The organism is Limnoglobus roseus (genome assembly GCF_008254045.1).
GTDB classification, from domain to species: domain Bacteria; phylum Planctomycetota; class Planctomycetia; order Gemmatales; family Gemmataceae; genus Limnoglobus; species Limnoglobus roseus.
The window spans coordinates 5,998,575-6,016,528 of the sequence record NZ_CP042425.1 but is presented as its reverse complement, the minus strand read 5'-3'; the positions used below and the strand labels follow the sequence as shown (position 1 = coordinate 6,016,528).

Below are 17,954 nucleotides of genomic sequence, written 5' to 3'. Positions count from 1 at the left end.
CGGCGCGGACGACCCGACCCAGGAAGGACACCGCATGTTGATCCGATACGTGTTGCCGCTATTGCTGCTCGGTACGCCCGCCCTGTCCGCGGCCGATGCCCCCGAAGCCAAGTTGGCGGCGACCGCGAACGCACTCTTCAAGTCGATCCGCTCCGAGACGCTGCCGAACGGCTTGAAAGTGTACCTGCTGCCGATCCCGACGTCGCCGGTCGTCACGACGATGGTCGCGTACAAGGTCGGGGCTGGGGACGAGGACAAGGATCAAACAGGGTTATCGCACTACCTCGAACACCTGCTCTTCAAGGGCACGGAAAAGCTGATGCCCGGCGACGTGGACCGGGCAACGCAACGGAACGGCGGGGCGAACAACGCCTACACCAGCGAGGACATGACTGTCTACCACTTCGACTTCGCGGCCGACCGCTGGAAGATCGGCCTGGAGATCGAGGCCGACCGGATGCGGAACACCCGCATCGACGCGAAGCACGAGTTCCAGCAGGAAAAAGGGGCCGTCATCTCGGAGTTGAAGGGCGGCGAAGACCGACCGTGGGACCTGGAATACAAGACGATTCTTCCGTTGCTGTACCCGAAGATGAACCCGTACTCGCACCCCGTCATCGGCGAGGAAGCGCACGTCCGGTCGGCGACGGCCGAGATCATCAAGCGGCACTACGACAAGTGGTATCACCCGAATAACGCTTCGATCGTCGTCGTGGGGGGCATCGACCCGGATGACGCAATGGCCACCATCAAGAAGCTCTTCGGCCGGATCCCGAAGGCCGACCTGCCGCCGCGGAAGGAAGCCCCGCAGCACCCGCCCCGTAAGGAGATCGTGCGGAAAGAGTTCACGTCGAAGTTCGACGTGCCGCGGCTGATGATGGGCTTCAACACGGTTGAAGTCGGCACGCCGGAGGATTACACGCTCGATCTCGTCAGCCTCGTCCTCGGTTCGGGCAAGACCTCGCGGCTCTACCGGCAACTCGTGGACGGCGAGCGGGTGGCGGCCGACGTGAACTCGGCCAACAACGCGGGCCGGTACCCCGGTTGGTTCAGCGTGGACGTGGAAGCCCTCCAGGGCAAGGACCGCAAGAAGATCGAGCAACTCGTCTTCGCGGAACTGAAGAAACTCGCCACCGAGCCGATCACGGACGCGGAACTGGCGCGTGCCCGTCGGACGCTGGTCGCGGCCTTCATCTTCGGCAACGAGAGCGTTCACGGCCTCGCGGATCAAATTGCGAAGGCGGCGACGAACACGAGCCTCGACTACCTCACGACCTACCTCGACAAGGTTCTCGCCATCACGCCGGCCGACATTCAGAAGGTCGCCGCGAAGTTGCTGCAAGAACAGTCGGCCGTGATCGTCTGGTCCGTTCCGTCGGACGACAAGAAGTCCACCTCCGCGATGCCGAGTACCCCCCGCGAGAAGTCTACGCCGGGCCGGGCGTTCTCCCGTAAAGCCGCGGGCGGGGCCGGCGGCTTCTCGCTCGCCAACGCGAAACGAATTGAACTGGACAACGGCATCAAGTTGCTGCTGCTCGAAAATCGTCGCCTACCGATCGTCGTGGCCCGAGCGTTCGTCGCGGACGTGCGTTTGCTGGAATCGGCCGACAAGGCCGGCGTTGCCGCGCTCGTCGGCGAGATGCTGGAAGAGGGCACGGCCAAGCACAAGGGGACGGAGATCGCAACGCTGATGGAGGACACCGGCGGTTCGTTGTCGATGTCGTCGAGCGGCGGGTCGTTGAAGGTTTTGACCCCCGACACCGATCTCGGCCTCGGCCTGATGTTCGAGTGCCTGACCGAACCGACGTTCCCGCAGGAACAACTCGAAGCCCGCCGCGAGCAACTCGTCGCCACCATCGGCGACGAGGAAACGCAACCCCAGACGAAAGCCCGCCAGACGTTCAGCCACCTCGTCTACGGCTCGCACCCGTTCGGCCGGCCGGCGCACGGCAAGAAGGAAGTCGTCGCGAAGCTGACGGCCGCCGAGTGCAAGGCGTTCCACAAGGCCGTCTTCGTGCCGAACCGCACGACCGTTGTTGTCGTCGGGGATTTCGATTCGGCCGAGATGACCGCAAAGGTCAAGAAGCTCACCGCGAACTGGAAGAAGGGGGACGACGCCAAGCCGGACGTGCCTGCCCCGCCGACCCGCGAGAAGCAAGAGCAGAAGGTCATCAGCGACCCGACGGCGTCGCAGACCCACGTGTTCATCGGCCACCTCGGCATCAAGCGGAACGACCCCGACTACTACAAGCTCCTCGTGATGGACAACGTCCTCGGCACCGGGCCGGGCTTCACGGACCGACTGTCGGCCACCCTCCGCGACCGGCAAGGGTTGGCCTACACCGTGCGGGCGATGATTAGCGACTCGGCCGGCGAACAGGTCGGCACGTTCACCGCCTACATCGGCACGTTCCCCGACAAGTTCACCTGGGTTCGCGACGGGTTCCTGAAGGAGTTCCTTCGGATTCGCGACGAGTTGGCCACGAAAACCGAGGTGGAAGATGCTAAGAATTATCTATTGGGTAGCCTCGCCTTCCGTCTGACGAGCAACAGCCAGGTGGCCGGCGAACTCCTCGCGGTCGAACGGTACGGCCTGGGGTTGGACGTCCTCGAAAAGTACCGGGCCGCCGTCGAGGCGGTGACGCCCGAAGACGTGCTGGCGGTCGCGAAGAAGCACCTGCACCCGAACAAGCTCGTCATCGTGGCCTGCGGGCCGATCGACGACGAGGGGAAGCCTCTCGTCAAGAAACCAGCGTCCTCGAAGAAGGGCGACCAATAATGCGCCAAGACATCGACAGTGCGTTAAAGGGCTGGGAGCACAAGCCGGGGTTGCTGCAAGCCCGCCTCATCAACGCGAAGGACGGCCGCGAGGTGCTGCAAATGCGCCTCGACCTGGGCATCCTACAAATGGAGTTGGCCGACCGGCCCGACGGGTCGCGGCCGCACAGTTTTGCGACCTACTTCGACTACCTCAAGTCGAAGGCGATGGCCGCGGAACTGGCCGGCCGACAGTTCACCATCACCGACGAGCAGGCGCAAGAGTCGGACCGCGAGTTCATGCAGTTCTACCAGCGCCGCATCTGCTGGCTGGCCCTCGGCGAGTACGGCCGGGCCGTCACCGACGCCGACCACACCCTGTCGTTCATGGACTTCGTCCGCGACCACTCGCCGTCGGAAGCGTTCACCGAGGCCCACGAGCAGTACCGCGGGTTCGTCCTCTTCCACCGCTCCCAGGCCGAGGCGGCGGCGCTAGCCGAGGACGACGATGCCGAGGGGGCGGTCAACGCCCTTCGCCGCGGGGCCGATCAGATTCGCGCCTTCCTGACTTCCTCCGACCCCGATGCCGAGCCGGATTCGGACCCGATGCTCGCGCAGCTGGCCCACCTGGAAGAAGAGATTCGCCAGAAGCACGGGGTGAAGCAAACCCTGGAAGAACAACTCGCCCAGGCGGTCGAGAAGGAAGACTACGAGACGGCCGCCCGGCTCCGCGACACGATCCGCCGGAAGGGGGAGCGGCGAACCGAATCCTCCGGCGGGGCGTAAGCACCGCTAGACACCGCTCGAACTCCGGGAAGAGGCCATGAATTCCACGCTGAAGACCGCGTTGCCGATCGTGTTGGTCGTCCTGATGGTGTTCGGCGTCACGTTCATGTCGCAGTTCACGGCCCCGCAAAAGGCGAAGGAAGAAACTTCCGAGGTCGAAACGATCCCGCCCCTGGAAGTCCCGAACGCGGAGCAGTACGCGGGGTACTTCGAGATCGGCACGTCCGGCAAGCAGAACCGCGTCGGATTCATGATCCGCAACCCGCGGACGTCGCCGGTGTACCTTACGGCCTTGACGCCGAGTTGTGCCCTCTGCACGTCCGCTTCCGCCGCCGTCATCCCGGCGGACTTCGTGAAGACTTACGCCCAGGAAACGCTCTCCGGCTCACTCCCACCGACCTTGCCGACCACGGCCCTCCTGTCGGGCATCGCCTGGGTTCAGTTGCGGGAGAAGTTGAAGTGGCACGAGTTCGAGTTCAGTAACGCCAACAATCGCTTCGAACTGCCCCCGGCGTCCGAGACGACCGGGCCGACCTGGGCCTTGCTGGAACTCGGCTTCGACATGAAAGATGTCGGTACCCCCCAGCCCCCGGCACGCCTACTTCGACGCTTACGACGCGAAGGGCCAAAAGCTTCTCCCGCAGCCGTTCAATTTCACGGTCTACTCCGGCGGCCGCGAGGCCCTGGAACTGCTGAAGACCGAGTTCAACGTCGGCACGCTCACCGAGGGCAATCCCTCGCAGACGGTGGACATCGTTGGGTTGTCCGCCCTGCGGGACAACGTGCCTCTGCCCGTGCTGGCAGTGAGCAACAACGACCAGCACGTGACGATCGGCACCCCGCAACCGCTATCGTCCGAGAGCCTGGAGGAATACTCCCGGTCGGCCTCAACGCCTGCCACCCCGTCCGGCCAAGCGCCACCGCCAATCTACTACCGGAGCGGCTACCGCATCCCGGTCACCGTTTCGCGGGAAGCCGGCGGCAGGACGATGGACGTGGGGGCGTTCGACCGGGAAGTGTACGTGTCGGGCGGCCCCGGCGTGACCCTCAAGAAGCCGCTCCGGGCTCACATTCAGGGAACTGTCGCGGGCGTGATCCAACTGGAAGGTGCGACCAAGATCGACTTCGGTAGCTACGACAGCAGTGTCGCCCACAAGAAAGAGGCCCGCCTCTGGACCGAGAAGAAAGACATCGACATCGACGTAGTGGCGGACCAGACCCAGCCAAACTTCCTGAAGGTGACGCTCGGCAAAGCGACCGCCGAAGCGGGCCGCACCTACTGGCCATTGACCGTGCAAATCCCGGCGAAGGAAGGCCGCTCTTCGCCGTGGGAGGGAATCATTTACCTCCGCACGAAGGGGCCGAATCCGACCAACATCCGCATCCAAGTCTCCGGCCACGGCCGCTGATCCGGACTGCTCTCCCCTGCCCTTTACGAGCGGGGCCGAAATCGTGTATTGAGTAGGTACCTGTTGGAGACACACCACCTATGCACGATGCACAACCGCCGGCACCGCCCCGCAAGCGATTCTCGCTCCGTTGGACCGCGCTGATTCTGTTGGCGCTGACGTTTCCGACCGGCTTCTGGGCCGCCCGGTGCATGATGCCGAACCCGCCGGCCGCTCAGACAGTCGGCGGCGAGATCACCGTCGGCGGCGTGCCCCTGTTCGCGACGTGGCCGAAGGGCGTGACGCCGGAAGTCGCCATCGTGCTGACCGGCCAGACCTACGGCTACATGTCCCCGTGCGGGTGCAGCCGACCGCAAAAGGGCGGGCTGGAACGCCGGGCGAACTTCCTGAAAGACCTGCGGGCCAAGGGCTGGCCGGTGATGGCCGTGGACCTGGGCGATGTGGCCCCGCCGAAAAAGATTCAGGACCAGGATTACTTGAAGTACGAGGTCACGATGAAGGCCCTGGCCGAGATGGGCTACTCAGCCGTCGGCCTCGGCGTGCAAGACTTCGACCAACAACTCTTCAACCTCCTCGCGAAGTACACCCTCCAAAAGTCGGGCCAACCGCCGATCATCCTCGCCGCCAACCTCGGGAGCAAGGACGCGCAGGGGGCCTTTGTCCCCCGCGAAAAGTTGTTCGACGTGCCCGGCCAGCGGCCGATGGTCGAGGCTTATGAGGTCGTGTCGAACGACGCCAAGGCGACCGGGAAGGCGTTGCCGCACCTACCCGTTGGCGTTGTCGGGGTGGTCGGGCCGGACGTGGCAACAAAGCTTCAAAAGATCGACCCGACGTTTTCCGTGGCCAAGGTGGACAACACCCTGCCCGGTGTGATCGCGGCCATGCAAGCCGATCCGAAGAAGCCGGTCATCAACGTGCTCCTCTACGACGGCAGCAAGGACGACACGCCCGATCTGGCCAAGAAGTACCCCCAGTTCAACGTCATCCTCTGCCAGAGCGAGGAGTCCGAGCCGCCTCAGTTCCCGACGGTGGAGAACAACGGCCAGACGTTCGTCATCCAGATCGGCCACAAGGGGCAAAACGTCGGCGTCATCGGCGTCTTCAAGAACGGCAACGGTTACGAGCTGAAGTATCAACTCGTCCCGCTCGGCGAAGAGTTTCTCACGCCGCCGGGACCAGCCGCAGCGAAGCTGAACGCCGCCCTCCAACTGATGGAAGAGTACACCGGGAAGGTGAAGAAGGACAACCTGATCGCGAAGCTCACGGCCAAGCCGATCCCGCACGAGGCGCAGATCGAGAACCCGGCCGCGAACCTGAGTTTCGTGGGGTCCGAGAAGTGTCAGACGTGTCACGTCAACGAGTTCGATGTTTGGAAAAAGAGTAAGCACAGCCACGCGATGGAAGCCCTGGAAGCGGCGACACGGCCGGGCAATCGGCAGTTCGACGGCGACTGCGTGCAGTGCCACAGCATCGGGTTTGGCTACCAGACCGGCTACACCGACGCGAAAGCCACCCCACAGTTGAAGCACGTCGGCTGCGAAAGCTGTCACGGGCCGGGCAGCGGCCACGTCACCCAACCCAACAACAAGGCGCTCTTGGCAAGCCTGAGCAAGTGGAAGTCTCAGCCGACTGACGTACTCCCCGCGAAGGCCGTGATCGAGAAACTTGGTGAATTGAAGCCGGGCCAACCGGCCCCGGTACAGATCAAGCCGGCCGAGCAGCAACTCATCAACGCCGTCTCGGCCCGGTGCATGCGGTGCCACGACCAAGAGAATGACCCGAAGTTCGACTTCTACAAATACATGCCCCAGATCTGGCACTCCGGCTTCAAGGCCGGCAACCCTGCCGCCAATGCCGCCAACGGCCTGCCGCCGGGAGCGAAGTAACAGCGGTCAAATGATGTCCTTGCGGGCCGCGAGTGATCCTCGCGGCCCGCTGCATTTACGGTTCTAGCCGGTACACGCGGAAAGACTCGTCGGCGTACTCCTCGCGGTAAACCCTCGACGCGATCGGCTGATCCGCGGGCACGACGACGCAGGAAATGCCTTCCGCCCGCAGTCCGTGGAGTGTTTCTGGCGCGGCCCAATTTCGTTCCTCGTACCACCGCTGGGCCAGCAGAACCCGACGGTACCACTCCAACACCTCCCGGTCCGCATAGGGAATCGCTTTGAAATCGACGAAGATCGGTGCGCCGGCGGCCAACCGGAACCGCTGAAGATCGACCGGGATGAGGTTGCCGCCCGGCCGCGGTGGCGGTGTGAAGGTCGTGGAGCGAGAACCGCGACGCCCGCCGGACACGGCCGGGACGCGCGTCGGAATCAGGTACACGTCACCCAACTTCTTCGTGCGGTTGACGTAATCGAGCAAGCCCGCCTCGACGGTGTCGTTCATCGCGTAGCCGACGTTCAAGAGCGGGAACGCAATCCCGGCCGTGAACGATGCGGCGATGATTGCGCCTGCCGTCCATTGCAGGACGGCCTTCGGAACACGAACTGTTTCCAGTCCTGCGGCGAGACGGGCGACGACGATGGCCGTCGCCACCGGGACGAGTACGACCGAGATTCGCCAGGGGAACAACAACAGCAACAGGTGATACCCCGTACCGGCGGCGAGTGCCGAGAGCACGATTGACGTTCCCGCCGCCACGGCCAAGACCAACCCGGTCGGCGTCCGGCGGACGAGGGCGATGGCCAGAACCACCCAGGCGATCTGTAACCCCGCGACCGGGTCCAGCCACTTCTGCACCAGGCAGTGGTGCGGGATGCGGACCTCGACGATCAGGCGTTGCGCCTCGGCGAACGTCGCGGCGTCGGTCGGTTGGAAGCGAATCGCGTTGAACGCGACCACCGGCAACAAGCCGCCCGCCATCAGCAACCCGAGCCACAGCGCCGCCCGCCGCCCTTCGACCTTCCACGTCGCGGTCAGGTAGCCGAGGAACAGAAATGTTGACGGCAGTAGGTACGTGAAGTGCATCGCGCATGCCGCCCCCGCGAACGCCACGGCCACCGCCCTCCGGCCGTAGGCGAACGCCGCGAGCGAACTGACCAGGAACACACCGAAGACGGACGGCTGAAATCCCGCACCGAGGACGTACTGGTTCGCGACGCCGCACTGAAAATTCCACGGGTAATCGACGCCGGTCAATTGCACCGACAACCAGCGGAACAAGGCCGCGTGAGTCAGCAGCAAAAGCCCGAAGGCGAACGCCCAGCCCGCCGGCGTAGTTGGCCTTCGCGGAAGCCGGCGCACGAGGGCGACCAACGCCGCGACGTAGCCGACGAGCACGGTCGTGTACAAAACCGGCACCCAGAACCACGGGTAGTTGCCCGCCGTAGCGGAAACTACTGTCGAGAAGACCGGCGTCGGGTCGAGTGTGTTCGCCAACCAGTCGTTGGCGAGATGGCCCCAGTGCGGGGTCCCCGCGAAGCCGTGAAGCAGGTACTGATTCTGATTCGAGTAGAACAGCGGCGACTGCGTGTAGGCCACCGCGAAGACGCCGCCGGCGAGGAGAGTGAAGCGCACCTATCACCCCAAAGAGCACGGCAGTCGAGGACCGCTCCCGGAAGCCTGCAACCCCTGGGAAAAGAGAGCAAACACCCCGGATCCGATCCACGAATCACGCCGCAAGTTATTTCAATTATTGACTTTACAACTTTCTAATTCAGACAACTACACCGTAAGACTCACAGTGAATCGCCTCTTCCACAGGGATTAACTCCAGGCAGGAGCTTCAATCTTCAATTATGGACGACCTCAACCCCTTTCCCTACACGTGCGGCGGCCGCGAATACCTCCGCGTGTGCTTCCTGAATTATCTTGATTCGCCCACCCGGGGCCACTCGGAAGCGCGAAAGCCAAATAGCGGCTCGACAAGGTGAGCGCCGATCGGTCATCTTCCCCACGAAGCGATCGAAGAAACCCGCGAGGCTTCTCGTGATCGACATCGCCGTGGAATACCTGACGTGAGCGAAAGGAGGATTCGAGTGGTCGAACGAATTCTTGCTCGTGCAGACCGTGATTTCCAACAACGAAAGTGGACGAAGCAGATCATTTCCGAACCGTTGCCTACTCCGCACCGGACGCCGGATCGGTTAGAGTCGGCCTCGGCTGGCAAGATCTAAATCCCCTGTACGATCCTGGCGAGTAACGGGTTAAGATGCCGTCGGTGTTAGTGGCGGCTGGTTCGGCCCTACCCGTTCGGCCAGGTCACGTGTTTGAAGACACCGTTAGCGTTATCCCGTCCGGTGCTACTTTACCGTCAGTAGCTTGTCACCCTTCGGATTCTCCGCGACGTAAATCGCCTTGTACTCAGACGCGCCCCCGCCGTGTCGGAACATCCCGATCGGGCCGGAGACGATGCGTTTTTCGGGGTCTTTCCGTTCGCCGGGATGGGGGTGCGTGTACCGGACGGTCTCTACGCCGTCCACAGCCGCCCGCATGGTGCCCTTCTCCAGATCGCACAGCAGCTCCGTCGTGGACCACTTTGCGGAATCCCTTGACCCGGCTGCCAGCGTCTTGTGCGGTAGGTCGTGGTGCTTGGGCGGGTGGTAGTCCCACATCCCCCCGAACGGCGGCATGAACTGGAGCCAGCCGGCGTTGTCGATCTTCGGCCGGGAAGAGTCGGCCGGTCGGTCGCCCCAGAACAGGACGCCGAGGTGGTCGCCGTTCACCGGGCTCATCCGGGCGGTGAAGATGAGCCGGAAACTGCCGTAGTCCGCCTTCGTGTACGCGAGGCGGGACTTGCCCCCGACCCCGCGCATGGCCCCGTCGGTAATGGTCCACGTCGATGCGTCGGCCTCCCACCCCTCGAAGTCCTTCCCGTTGAAGATCTGCTTGCACCCGGGGTACTCTTTCGCCTGATCCGTACCACGTGGGGGATCGACCGCCACAGCCCGGTCCCGGTTTTGACTCGCGAGGACACAAAGGACCGCAAATCCGGCCATGAGAGGGGGTACGAACGACTTCACGAGAACCGCTCCTTTCGCGATGTCCTGGGAACGCACTGTAACGCCAAATTCAGGATTCAGCCGCACGACACGACAGGCATTTTGCCCCAAGCGTACCGGCCCTCAATCGCGGCCGCAACAACCAAACTGGTCAGAGCTAGGACGCTTTGCTGGGGCGTTGCTACGGTCGGCGGGCATTCCCGGACGGGAACTGGAAGGTGCCCTCCACCCACCACGACGGGCAGCCGACGCGGTATTCCAGCACCGGGTAACAGGTATGGATGTGGAACCCGTCGCCATCGCCTTGGGCGAGGCGGTCGAGGATCAGGCAGACGACCGCCATCGGCTGCGTCCAGTTGCGGTGAACCGTCCCGCACCGCACCGGCGTCGTCGGCATGGCGGCCTCGAGGATCACGCGGCGGCCGGTGCGGGCCTGCCGCATCAGGAAGTCGTACGCCCCCTGGCCCTGGTGGTGGTTGAGGGCGGCGGTGGCGGCCCGGGCCTGGTCGGCCAGGGTGAGGAAGGCGGTGGCCGGGTTGAGGTCCCGGTCGTTGAGCCCCTGCCGCGTGATGGCGACGTGGCGGCCGCCGGCGTGGCCGGCCTTGGTGCCGGGCCCGTGCGGGGACACCCGACCTTCACTGCGGATGAGCAAGGCGCGGACGCCCGCGTCATCAAACTGATGTCGGATGAAACTCACGGGACGACTCCTTTGAGTATGAAACCTCGGCGAACGCGATCGGATTGCGCATGCGGAATCTATCCGGCCCATCCGCTCGGCCGACCAGGAAACCCGAACCACGGATTAGAGCCGCACACCACCTGCGCATCTGCGGCCGGCACGCAACTCGTCCCACCATCTGGCGTCGCGCGACTCATTTGTCGAGTGGGCTCGTTACCGCTCGGTTCATTCGACCGCGCCGCCAATCGCAAGTCAAGTCCCCGTCACCTCACCCCTTGCCCAGTAACCTGTCCACGACCCAGCACCCGCGGACGTGCGGCCCATCACCGCGGCAGTGGCTCAGGATGTCGGCGTCCTCGCACCCGGCGTCTTGCAGCGCATCCGCGAGGATCGGCAGACGGTCGAAGGCTCGCTCCTCTTAGATGCCTTCCGCGAGTGCAACGGCGGTCGGCGTGAGCCAGGACGGGGAGAAGGTCATGGAGCGGAACGGGTTCCCCAGCACGCATCGAACGAGGGCGACGTGGACCGCAGATTGTTCCCCGCGGGCGCGGGCAAGAGTTGCGGCGTGAGCGCGTTCGGCCGCCGCGTGAGCCTCATCGGCAGTGTCACCTTCCTCGCTCAACGCGCGCATCGCGGCCGACGAGGCCGCTGCCTCGGCGTACTCCTGAATGCCGTACCGACTGACGATCTCGGCCGCCGTCGCCGCGTCCGAATAAACCACGTATTTGGCAGTGCCGGGCTTGGTCCAGTCGATCTGACGGCGAACGGCTTCGAACTGCTCGGTGCCCGTCTCCCCGTCCGCGTAGCGTTCACTGATCTCCAAAATTGCGGGTTCGATCTGCATAGTGGGGAACTGATCCAGACGGCGACAAAAACCACAGGCGAGCAATCGGAACTTGCGAGTATGGAACCGCGATCGCGACCACGTGAGCATCCAACTCGCGTCCGAATCGGTTTGCCACTCCGCCTCCGTCATCGCCCGCCCTCGATGGCCCCCGGCCGCGATACCCAGAGAACGGCAATCGCTCGCCCTTGATGCAGTGGACCCGCTCCCAAGTCAGGCCGATATGCAGCCCCGATCTCGTTGAGGGTCATCGGTTGCCCTCTCAATCATGTACCGCAGCCGCGGGACAGTCGCCGCACACCCGTCGTGTCCGTCCGAATAACTTACGACCATACGGGGGCAACTTTCATCTGACCGTGACAGCAGGTTACGTTCATCATCCCCGCGTCGGAAGAGTGGTTAGACATTGAAACGCCCTCGGAGCAGCCGGAAATCTGCGGTCTGTCCAGCCGCCTTCTATTCAGAAGGCTTGCAAATTGTCGAGCAGTTTCCGACGCTCGTCAAGGAGCGGGATCAAGTCCGAAGCCGATTTCTTCATCCTCACCTTCAAGCGGCAGATCCGGTCCAAGAGGCTGTCCGTACCGATATCCGGCGGATGGTGATCTGTTAGGCCGAACGCCGCGTAATGGAGGTACCGGGCGATCCAATTGAAATTATCAAACTAAATAACAAACGTGTAATCGAATTTACCTCAGCTCCAGTAGAAAAATTATGCAATCACACTATTTCATGACCTTCTAGTCCGATTGGTCAAGAGAACTTTAGCCTCTCACCATGACGCCATCGGGCGAATCAATATTTTCATGAGTAAAATCGGGTCTTCCGGACGGCGAACATTCGCACGGAAGACCCGATTTTAGAATGACTCTGGGACTGACCCGACTGTGAGTTCCGAATCGCCAGCTAGCATCTTGGTGGTGGACGACAGCCCAGTCGTGTCCACCTTCGTGCGCCGACTCTTGGAGAAGGAGGGCTATGAGGTTTCCGTGGCGGCGGATGGGGCGGCGGCGTTAGCGGCGATCGCCGCGCGGGGGCCGGAACTCGTCGTCCTCGACGTTGACATGCCAGGCCTAAACGGGTTGGAAGTTTGCCGCCGGATCAAGGCGGCTCCGGTGACCCGGTTGCTCCCCGTCCTTATACTGACCGGCACGGACCTAGAAAACGCCCGGGTGACCGCGTGGGAGTTCGGGGCCGACGAGTTCTTGACCAAACCGTTCCGATCCGTGGAACTCGTCTCGCGGTGCCGGTCGCTGATCCGCCAAAAGCGACTGGTGGACGAACGGGACTCGACCGAATCGGTCATGTACGCGATGGTCCGGGCGATCGAGGCCAAGTCCGGGTTCACGCACGCCCACTCCGACCGGGTGGGTGAATACGCGATCACCTTGGCCACCCGCCTCGGCCTGCCCGAGACCGACCGGGAACTGCTCCGCCGCGGGGCCGCCCTTCACGACGTCGGGAAGATCAGTACGCCGGACGCCATCCTGGACAAGCCCGGCCGCCTCACCCCGGAGGAGTACGCCGTGGTGAAGCAGCACACGACGGAAGGGGCGCGGATCGTGGAGCCGCTCCGCTCGGCCCGAAGTCTCATCCCGCTAATCCGCTGGCACCACGAGCGGATGGACGGCACGGGGTACCCCGACGGTTTGCCCGCGGGAACGCTCCCACTCCTCGTCCGCGTGCTGGCCGTGGCCGACGTGTACGACGCCCTCGCTTCCGTTCGCCCGTATCGAGGGGCAATGTCGCACGACCTGTGCCGGTCGATGATGGAGAAGGATGCAGCCGGGGGAGGTCTCGATCCGGACTTGGTTCACACGTTCTTCGAGGTGGTTGCCAACACTTTAGCAACCTCGGAGTCCTTGCCGAAGTGCGTCGATGTCGTCCCAGCCGCAAGAATCGAGGTCGGCACTTCCCGCTCGCCTTGAGGTTGGGGATTCTGCGTCTCTCACCAATCTCTCAGCCCGGACTCAGCACGCCTTCACGTTCGCCCGGCTAGGTTAAGCTCGCCCGAACCGCACTGGGACTTCCGATGCTGACCATTCTCTCGATCCTCTGCCCGCCCGTTGCCGTCCTTGCGACCGGCCAGCCCCGTGCGGCGGTGAAGACTGCCGGGCTAACGCTACTGCTGTTCGTACCGGGCGTCCTTTACGCGCGACGGGAGGTCGAACGGTACACCGTCTGCCGCCAGTACGAGCCGGTGTTTCGCGCGATGGGTGCGTAGGCGAACGGGTGCCGTGGAGAGCCGCCTCGATCACCAAGAGAGGGTCGATTGCCCGGTTCGGTGGCCCAAGCGTGCGTCGTCAGGAACGCTCTCAAGTCACGATCCGTAGGTTGGACGGCGAGTAGGTCGAAGAACTGTTTTAGGTGGGTAGTCGTAGAAAATAATCAGTTTTGGTAAACCGACGCTCGCACGTGTGATGCAAAGCGGAATGTTAGACTGGCGGGGGTAAGCAGTCTGACAAAAAAGGATGCAGAATGTTGGCGAGATCCGCTACAGAGAATGCCACAGTGAATTTCCAATCCCCGTCGTTGTGATTCTTAATCGACGATCACCAATCACTCAAACAACGTCGAATAAAGCCCGCGAAAGCACTCCTTTCCCAGTGATTTCGCGGGCTTTATTCGACGTTTCGATCTTGGGGAAAGCGGGGCCGGTCGGCGGCCTTGCGCGATTTGCTACTTTTTCAGTTCGACGCCCAGTTCCTTCAACTGCCGTGGTTCGACGACCGCCGGCGCGCCGGTCATGAGGTCACGGGCCTTCTGGTTCTTCGGGAAGGCGATCACGTCGCGGATGTTCGTCGTGCCGGCCAGGATCATGCACCAGCGGTCCAGACCCAGCGCGATCCCGCCGTGCGGCGGTGCCCCGCTCTGGAGCGCGTCGAGCAGGAAGCCGAAGCGGGCCTGGGCGTCTTCCAGCGGCATGCCGAGCATCTTGAAGACTTGGGCCTGCACGTCCTGGCGGTGAATCCGGATCGACCCGCCTCCGACCTCGTAGCCGTTCAGCACCATGTCGTAGGCCTTCGCCCGCACGGCGCCGGGGTTCGACTCCAGGTTCGCCACGTCCTCGTCCATCGGGGCGGTGAACGGGTGGTGGATGGCAACCCACCGCCGTTCCTCGTCGTCGAACGCGAACATTGGGAAGTCCAGCACCCAGAGCATCTTGAAGTGCTCCGGCTTTACGACGAACGGATTCGGCGCTCGCTTCTCTTTCTTCGCGGCCTTCTCTTCGGTCGCGTCGTACTCGGCCTTCTCGTCCCACCAGTTCTTGTACAGTTTCAGTTCCGATCCCAGGTGCGACCGCAGCGCCCCGAGCGCGTCGCACGCCACGGACTCTTTATCGGCGACGAAGAGTAGCACGTCGCCGTTCTCGACCTGCATCTTCTCGATCAGCTTCGCCTTCACGGCGTCGGGGAAGAACTTCTCGATACTGCCGGTGAGCTTGCCGGCCTCGCACTTCATCCACGCGAGGCCCTTCGCCTTGAACTGCGTGACGAACGCGGAGAGCTTGCCACCCGGCTTCAGGTCGGAGTTGCTGAACTTGGCGGCCGCGTTCTTGGCGTTCAGCCCGCGGACGACACCACCGGCGGCGAGTACGTCCTTGAAGACTTTAAACTCGCTCTCGCCGGCCACGTCGCCGATGTCGATGATCTCCATCCCGAAGCGGTTGTCCGGCTTGTCGCTGCCGTAGCGGAGCATCGCGTCCTGGTACGACAGCCGCGGCAGCGGCAGTGCGAGCGTCACGCCGAGACATTGTTTGAGCAGGTCTGCCGCGAGTCCTTCCATCAGCGTCAAAACGTCATCGCGTTCGACGAACGACATCTCCACGTCGAGTTGGGTGAACTCCGGCTGCCGGTCGGCCCGCAGGTCTTCGTCGCGGAGACATCGCGCGAGTTGGAAATACTTGTCGTACCCGGAGATCATGAGCAGTTGCTTGTACAACTGCGGCGACTGCGGCAGGGCGAAGAACTCGCCGTTGAACACGCGGCTCGGCACGAGGTAATCCCGTGCGCCTTCCGGCGTGCTCTTACCGAGGAGCGGCGTTTCCATTTCGAGAAAGCCGTTCGTGTCCATATAGTCGCGGATGATCTTGCAGACGCGGTGGCGGAGCATCAGCACTTGCTGAATCGACCGCCGCCGGAGGTCGAGGTAGCGGTACTGGAGGCGCAAATCCTCGTTCGCCGGCTCCTCGTCGGGGAACTCGGTCACGCTGAACGGCAGCGGCGGGCAGGCGTTCAGCACGCGCACGGCCTTCGCTTCGAGTTCAACTTGTCCGGTCGGGATGTCGGCCCGTTCCTTCCCCGCGATGCGCTTCCGCACGACGCCGGTGACGGACAGCACGTACTCGCGGCCGAGTTGGTTGGCTTCGGCAAAGAGTGCCTTGTCGCCGTCCTCGATCACGACTTGCGTGAGGCCGTAACGGTCGCGGAGGTCCACGAACACCTGATTCGGGAAGTTTCGGGTGATGAGCACCCACCCGTTCAGGGTGACGGTCTGCCCCAGGTGGGTTTCCCGGAGTTCGCCACAAGTGTGTGTCCGCTGCCAATCGGCCATGAAAGATGTCCTCGTCGGATGACCCCAAAACGGTAGGGGGCATTATAGGGACACCGTTCGCGGGTCGCCGGGTTCGGGACGTTACGCGGCCCGTCGAACCACGACAGATTCGGCCAGAGGAGGCGTGATAAGAACAGACGGAGTCGGCTTCTTGAATGCGGCCCTGAGCTTGCGGTAGAGCCGCCATTCCGCGGCACCGTAAAGAATGCCGACGGCGAAGGCCAAGCTGCCACCCACGGCCGCAACGGGGAACGGTGCCCAGGAACCGGGGCCGACGAGGGCGTAGAACGCCGTCATCACCGGAACATGGACGAGGTAAATGCCGTAGGAGCAGTCCCCGCCGCGGACGAATAGGTTATCGGCTGCGAGTTGCCGCCCACTGACGAAGTATGCAAGGGCGGCTACCGTTCCCACGGATTGCCAAAAGAGGGACCAACCCACCGCCGACTCGACGAACATTCCACCGACGAAAAGCCCCACACCCGACACCGGGGGCAACACCCACCGGCACCGCAACAAGGAGTTCCGCACAAGGTACGCGAGTACCCCCAAGAGAAACGCGGCATTCAGAGCGGAGAGTGAAATCTGGCCGGGCTTGGGGAACGGCTGAAAATCGGCCCCCCCGGTCGCGATCAACTTCCCGACGATCCACGCAAGCCAGATCGTTGCCCCTAACCCGAGTCCCCATCGACGGCCGAGCGCGGCACACGGGATCAACGCGAGCGAGAGAAAGACCTCGTAAACCAGCGTCCACTCGATGCCGAGACTGTAGGCCGCGCGGTTCGGTCCCCCTGGCCAGAGTGTGAATGCGTACCAGAGGCCGCGGTTGTCGAAGGCGATTTGATTCCCCGCCAAGCCCCGGACGGTCAGCACGGTGCCCGCGGCGACCCAGTACGCGGGGTACAGGCGGAGAAGCCGCGACCACAGGAACCTGCGGAGGGTGGCGGTTTGAAGACCGTGGGCGAGAACGAAGCCGGACAGGGCGAAGAAGAAGATGATCGACGTGCGGAACCAGTACGCCGGGACGGGTTCGATCAGGACGGTTTCGAGGCCGAGTTGGGCGTGTCCATGACCGGCGACGTGAAACACCAAGACCGCCGCCGCCGCGGCAAATCGCCCCGCTTGTAGGTTGGTGTACCGCATGCCGAACCCCCGCGACTGTTTCGTCACGAAGGGGGCAAAACTTGAGGGCAGAAATGTTCAACCGCCGGGAACGGGAGATCCTTCTCCATCCCACGGCGGTGGAAGTTGGGCTGACCGGCGGCTTACGATTCTCGCTTCGCCTCGGCCAACCGGCGGATGCGCTCCGACAGCAGGGCCACGTCGAACGGCTTCTTGAAGACTTCGTTGAACCCGTACTCGTTGAGCTTCTCGGGGGAAGCTTCGTCCTCACCGGCAAGGCCGATGATGAGCGTGGTCGTGTACGAGTCGTTCTTGCGAAGGTTCGAGGCGATCTGCATCGACTCGCTGCGGCCGAGGCCGAGGTCGATGATGATCGTGTCCGGGTGGAAGCTCTGGGCGAGCGTGCCGGCTTCGAACCCGCTCTGGGCGAGTTCGTACTTGAAGTCGTCGACTTCCGGCAGCAGTTCCTTCATCCGGTCGTTGAACAGCTTCTCGGTGCCGATGAGCAGCACCTTGTGCCATTCTTCCTCTTCCAGTTCCCCCAAGGGCATCCCGTGCTCTTTGAGGAAGCGGATGAGCTGTTCGCGGGGGATGCGGCGGTCCTGGCTACCGGGGATGCGGTAGCCCTTCAGCCGACCACTGTCGAACCACTTGGACACCGTCCGGGGAGCCACCTTACAGATTTTGGCAACCTGACCAGTGGTAAACACCTTTTTCATCGGGGGCACTCCATTTTCAACGCACTCACGGCTAGCCACGCTTGTTCAGCACAGCGGCAAGCCCGAGGGGCAGGACGACTACGCGGCGAAGCGCGTCACCTGGCGGGGGCATCCGTTCACAACCTCACCCAACGTCACGGA

General features: G+C 63.3%; 15 protein-coding genes. 6 read left to right on the top strand and 9 right to left on the bottom strand.

Features of this window, described 5'->3' with window-relative positions; genetic code table 11:
• Positions 1-34: 34 nt before the first annotated feature.
• Together PX52LOC_RS25355 and PX52LOC_RS25350 are read left to right on the top strand one after the other, a co-directional pair.
• Positions 35-2,779, top strand: a complete 2,745-nt coding sequence (locus PX52LOC_RS25355; RefSeq protein ID WP_149112706.1) for a M16 family metallopeptidase — start codon at positions 35-37, stop codon at positions 2,777-2,779.
• Positions 2,779-3,543, top strand: coding sequence for a UvrB/UvrC motif-containing protein (locus PX52LOC_RS25350; protein WP_149112705.1), 765 nt, complete (start codon positions 2,779-2,781; stop codon positions 3,541-3,543). The genes PX52LOC_RS25355 and PX52LOC_RS25350 overlap by 1 nt, the downstream gene beginning before the upstream one ends.
• A gap of 6 nt (positions 3,544-3,549) precedes the next feature.
• On the opposite strand, the gene PX52LOC_RS25345 is transcribed toward PX52LOC_RS25350, so the two are convergent.
• Entirely contained in the window at positions 3,550-3,882 is a 333-nt protein-coding gene (locus tag PX52LOC_RS25345) for a hypothetical protein (protein WP_149112704.1), read from the bottom strand.
• A gap of 99 nt (positions 3,883-3,981) precedes the next feature.
• Positions 3,982-4,107: a hypothetical protein gene (locus PX52LOC_RS43450; protein WP_261345038.1), complete on the bottom strand. Its 126-nt coding sequence runs from the start codon at positions 4,105-4,107 to the stop codon at positions 3,982-3,984.
• A 5-nt stretch (positions 4,108-4,112) separates the two neighbouring features.
• Here PX52LOC_RS43450 and PX52LOC_RS25340 point away from each other — a divergent pair, with 5 nt between their 5' ends.
• Together PX52LOC_RS25340 and PX52LOC_RS25335 are read left to right on the top strand one after the other, a co-directional pair.
• Positions 4,113-4,952 carry a hypothetical protein gene (locus tag PX52LOC_RS25340; RefSeq protein ID WP_149112703.1) on the top strand — a complete coding sequence of 280 codons (840 nt, stop codon included), beginning with the start codon at positions 4,113-4,115 and terminating at the stop codon, positions 4,950-4,952.
• A gap of 80 nt (positions 4,953-5,032) precedes the next feature.
• Positions 5,033-6,838 carry a multiheme c-type cytochrome gene (locus PX52LOC_RS25335; protein WP_149112702.1) on the top strand — a complete coding sequence of 602 codons (1,806 nt, stop codon included), beginning with the start codon at positions 5,033-5,035 and terminating at the stop codon, positions 6,836-6,838.
• A gap of 55 nt (positions 6,839-6,893) precedes the next feature.
• Here PX52LOC_RS25335 and PX52LOC_RS25330 read toward each other — a convergent pair whose 3' ends face one another.
• From PX52LOC_RS25330 to PX52LOC_RS25315, 4 genes are all read right to left on the bottom strand, one after another.
• Positions 6,894-8,474 carry a DUF6798 domain-containing protein gene (locus PX52LOC_RS25330; protein ID WP_149112701.1) on the bottom strand — a complete coding sequence of 527 codons (1,581 nt, stop codon included), beginning with the start codon at positions 8,472-8,474 and terminating at the stop codon, positions 6,894-6,896.
• A 725-nt stretch (positions 8,475-9,199) separates the two neighbouring features.
• Positions 9,200-9,841, bottom strand: coding sequence for a 3-keto-disaccharide hydrolase (locus PX52LOC_RS25325; RefSeq protein ID WP_168219196.1), 642 nt, complete (start codon positions 9,839-9,841; stop codon positions 9,200-9,202).
• 238 nt (positions 9,842-10,079) lie between these two features.
• Positions 10,080-10,595: a hypothetical protein gene (locus PX52LOC_RS25320; RefSeq protein ID WP_149112699.1), complete on the bottom strand. Its 516-nt coding sequence runs from the start codon at positions 10,593-10,595 to the stop codon at positions 10,080-10,082.
• A 400-nt stretch (positions 10,596-10,995) separates the two neighbouring features.
• The gene (locus PX52LOC_RS25315) at positions 10,996-11,553 is read right to left on the bottom strand and encodes a hypothetical protein (protein ID WP_149112698.1); all 558 of its coding nucleotides are present in this window, start codon (positions 11,551-11,553) and stop codon (positions 10,996-10,998) included.
• A 752-nt stretch (positions 11,554-12,305) separates the two neighbouring features.
• Between PX52LOC_RS25315 and PX52LOC_RS25310 the strand changes: the two genes are divergently transcribed.
• Together PX52LOC_RS25310 and PX52LOC_RS41735 are read left to right on the top strand one after the other, a co-directional pair.
• On the top strand, positions 12,306-13,346 hold the full coding sequence (locus tag PX52LOC_RS25310; protein ID WP_149112697.1) for an HD-GYP domain-containing protein: 1,041 nt from the start codon (positions 12,306-12,308) through the stop codon (positions 13,344-13,346).
• 104 nt (positions 13,347-13,450) lie between these two features.
• A complete protein-coding gene (locus PX52LOC_RS41735; protein ID WP_178132571.1) occupies positions 13,451-13,642 on the top strand; it encodes a YqaE/Pmp3 family membrane protein in 192 nt (63 codons plus the stop codon).
• 455 nt (positions 13,643-14,097) lie between these two features.
• Here PX52LOC_RS41735 and aspS read toward each other — a convergent pair whose 3' ends face one another.
• The 3 genes from aspS to PX52LOC_RS25290 all read right to left on the bottom strand — a co-directional run bounded on the left by aspS (position 14,098) and on the right by PX52LOC_RS25290 (position 17,813).
• Positions 14,098-15,972 carry an aspartate--tRNA ligase gene (gene aspS, locus PX52LOC_RS25300; RefSeq protein ID WP_149112696.1) on the bottom strand — a complete coding sequence of 625 codons (1,875 nt, stop codon included), beginning with the start codon at positions 15,970-15,972 and terminating at the stop codon, positions 14,098-14,100.
• Positions 15,973-16,053: 81 nt separating this feature from the next.
• Positions 16,054-17,115, bottom strand: a complete 1,062-nt coding sequence (locus tag PX52LOC_RS25295; protein ID WP_149112695.1) for an acyltransferase family protein — start codon at positions 17,113-17,115, stop codon at positions 16,054-16,056.
• A gap of 122 nt (positions 17,116-17,237) precedes the next feature.
• Positions 17,238-17,813, bottom strand: coding sequence for a helix-turn-helix domain-containing protein (locus PX52LOC_RS25290; protein ID WP_149112694.1), 576 nt, complete (start codon positions 17,811-17,813; stop codon positions 17,238-17,240).
• Positions 17,814-17,954 lie beyond the last annotated feature (141 nt).

Excerpts from the sequence above, each read along its gene's own strand:
- PX52LOC_RS25355 (WP_149112706.1), top strand. The coding sequence starts at position 35 with ATGTTGATCCGATACGTGTTGCCGCTATTGCTGCTCGGTACGCCCGCC.
- PX52LOC_RS25350 (WP_149112705.1), top strand. The coding sequence starts at position 2,779 with ATGCGCCAAGACATCGACAGTGCGTTAAAGGGCTGGGAGCACAAGCCG.
- PX52LOC_RS25345 (WP_149112704.1), bottom strand. The coding sequence starts at position 3,882 with ATGACGGCGGCGGAAGCGGACGTGCAGAGGGCACAACTCGGCGTCAAG.
- PX52LOC_RS43450 (WP_261345038.1), bottom strand. The coding sequence starts at position 4,107 with ATGTCGAAGCCGAGTTCCAGCAAGGCCCAGGTCGGCCCGGTCGTCTCG.
- PX52LOC_RS25340 (WP_149112703.1), top strand. The coding sequence starts at position 4,113 with ATGTCGGTACCCCCCAGCCCCCGGCACGCCTACTTCGACGCTTACGAC.
- PX52LOC_RS25335 (WP_149112702.1), top strand. The coding sequence starts at position 5,033 with ATGCACGATGCACAACCGCCGGCACCGCCCCGCAAGCGATTCTCGCTC.
- PX52LOC_RS25315 (WP_149112698.1), bottom strand. The coding sequence starts at position 11,553 with ATGACGGAGGCGGAGTGGCAAACCGATTCGGACGCGAGTTGGATGCTC.
- PX52LOC_RS41735 (WP_178132571.1), top strand. The coding sequence starts at position 13,451 with ATGCTGACCATTCTCTCGATCCTCTGCCCGCCCGTTGCCGTCCTTGCG.
- aspS (WP_149112696.1), bottom strand. The coding sequence starts at position 15,972 with ATGGCCGATTGGCAGCGGACACACACTTGTGGCGAACTCCGGGAAACC.
- PX52LOC_RS25295 (WP_149112695.1), bottom strand. The coding sequence starts at position 17,115 with ATGCGGTACACCAACCTACAAGCGGGGCGATTTGCCGCGGCGGCGGCG.
- PX52LOC_RS25290 (WP_149112694.1), bottom strand. The coding sequence starts at position 17,813 with ATGAAAAAGGTGTTTACCACTGGTCAGGTTGCCAAAATCTGTAAGGTG.